This window comes from Protofrankia sp. Cr1 (assembly GCF_963555865.1).
GTDB lineage: Bacteria > Actinomycetota > Actinomycetes > Frankiales > Frankiaceae > Protofrankia.
The window spans coordinates 3,309-5,186 of record NZ_CAUVXO010000198.1; the positions used below are offsets into that span (position 1 = coordinate 3,309).

General features: G+C 69.9%; 4 protein-coding genes. All 4 read right to left on the reverse strand.

Features of this window, described 5'->3' with window-relative positions; all coding sequences use genetic code 11:
• Nucleotides 1-10: 10 nt before the first annotated feature.
• Nucleotides 11-430 (reverse strand): helix-turn-helix transcriptional regulator, encoded by a 420-nt coding sequence (locus U9980_RS15850; RefSeq protein WP_322768625.1) that lies wholly within the window; start codon nt 428-430, stop codon nt 11-13.
• A gap of 61 nt (nt 431-491) precedes the next feature.
• Entirely contained in the window at nt 492-839 is a 348-nt protein-coding gene (locus tag U9980_RS15855) for a lycopene cyclase domain-containing protein (protein ID WP_322747441.1), read from the reverse strand.
• On the reverse strand, nt 836-1,225 hold the full coding sequence (locus tag U9980_RS15860; protein WP_322768626.1) for a lycopene cyclase domain-containing protein: 390 nt from the start codon (nt 1,223-1,225) through the stop codon (nt 836-838). Before U9980_RS15860 ends, U9980_RS15855 begins: the two co-directional genes overlap by 4 nt.
• A 10-nt stretch (nt 1,226-1,235) precedes the next feature.
• A partial coding sequence (thiE, locus tag U9980_RS15865; RefSeq protein ID WP_322768627.1) for a thiamine phosphate synthase occupies nt 1,236-1,878 on the reverse strand: 643 nt, incomplete at its 5' end.

Below are 1,878 nucleotides of genomic sequence, written 5' to 3' on the forward strand. Positions count from 1 at the left end.
GACAGGCGGTTCAGCGACGCTGCTGAGGAAGTTCCATCACCACGTTGGTCGACTTCACCGACGCCACGGCGATCACGCCGGGCTCCAGACCGAGCTCGTCGGCGGACTCCCGGCTCATCAACGACACGATCCGGTGCGGACCGGCCTGGATCTCAACCTGCGCCATCACCCCGTCCCGCACCACGCGGATCACGATCCCGGGGAACCGGTTACGGGCCGACTCACCCACCACCGCGGCGTCGACCGCCGGCGGCCGGTCCACCGACGCCGCCAGCTCCTGACTGAACCGGGCCAGCGCCGCGCCCTCGACGGCTTGGCGGCCGCTGTCGTCGCGGACCAGCGGCAGTTTGCCGGCGTCCGCCCACCGTCGCACCGTGTCGTCACTGACACCCAACAGGCCGGCCACATCCGAGATCCGCAAAGTCGTCACAGATGCACCATAGCCGACGCGCCTGCGGACTGCCTTCGGGACAAACAACCGAATGTACGATTCAGCTGGACCCACCTGGTTGACCATCGGAACGAGAACGCGCCGGCTTCGCTCCATCCAGGCGGCGCCCCCAGTAGACCCACCAGGACAGCGTCTGGGTGACCAGGGCGAACCCGAACAGCAGATCCTCGACAGGGGCGTACACGAACCGGGGGCCGAGAATCGCGCGGGGATCGTAGGTGACGATCGCCAGGCCGGTCAGGACACCGTTCGTGATCAGCTGGAAGACGATGATGATGGCATAGGCAACCCAGAACGCCTTACGGACAAGCACTCTGGTCCGCAGCACCGCGAGATCGAGGAACACGGTGGCGGCGACGCCGACGGCCGCAAGGGCGGTATAGCTCACGGGTTGTCATCCACGGGGATGTCACCCGCAGGCTCGTCACGCACCGGCTCGTCCCCCGCCGGCTCGTCACCGACCGGCCAGCCCTTGACCGCACGGACGGCCTCCAGCGTCAGGACCGCGCAGACCGGCACCACCAGGAAGAACAGCAGCTCCTCCAGCGGCAGCCCGCCGACCGGGCGCACCCCGGACATCTGGGCGCGGTCATAGCCCCAGTGCCGGTGCGAGATCGCATAGACATCCCAACCGGTGAATACGGCGCCCACCGGCAGCAACGTCAACAACAACCGCACCGGCCGCGCGTACACCCGGGTGCGCAGGATCACCTCCAGCGGCGCGGTGCCGATCAGACAGGCCGCGAGGACCGCGAGGTACGTCAGGTGCCGCACCGCGCTCGGGTCAGGCCTCGCGGAGCCGGCCGGTCAGGCCCGCCGCGGCAGCACCCGGGTCCGCTGCCCCGGTGATGCCCCGGACGACGACCACCCGCCGGGCGCCGGTGTCAAGGATCTCGTCGAGCGTTGTCGCGTCCACCCCGCCGGTGACGAACCACGGCTTGACCCCGGATGCGAACGGCGGGGCGAGCCGAGCGGCCAGACGCGGCAGCTCCAGCCCGACCGGGGCGCGCCCTTGTTTGGTGGGCGTCGCCCACACCGGCCCGACGCAGAAGTAGTCCACGTCGGGATCCTCGATCGCGGCGGTGAGCTGTTCGGGATCATGGGTGGACCGCCCGATCAGCACGTCCGGGCCGAGCAGCGCCCGGGCGAGCCGGGGTGGGATGTCGCACTGCCCCACATGCAACACGTCCACGCCGGTGAAGGCGGCGAGATCGGCACGATCGTTGGCACTCACCAGCGCCGCACGCCGCTGGGCGATCTCCCGCATCACGGCGAGCAGGTCGGCCTCGGGCTGCCATTCCAGGCCCTTTTCCCGGAGCTGGACGATGTCCACACCGCCGGCGAGAACGTCGTCGACAAACCTGGGGAACGCCGGCTGGCGCCCGGTGCACAGGTAGAGCCGAGCATCGGCGAGCCGCGCCTGCCGC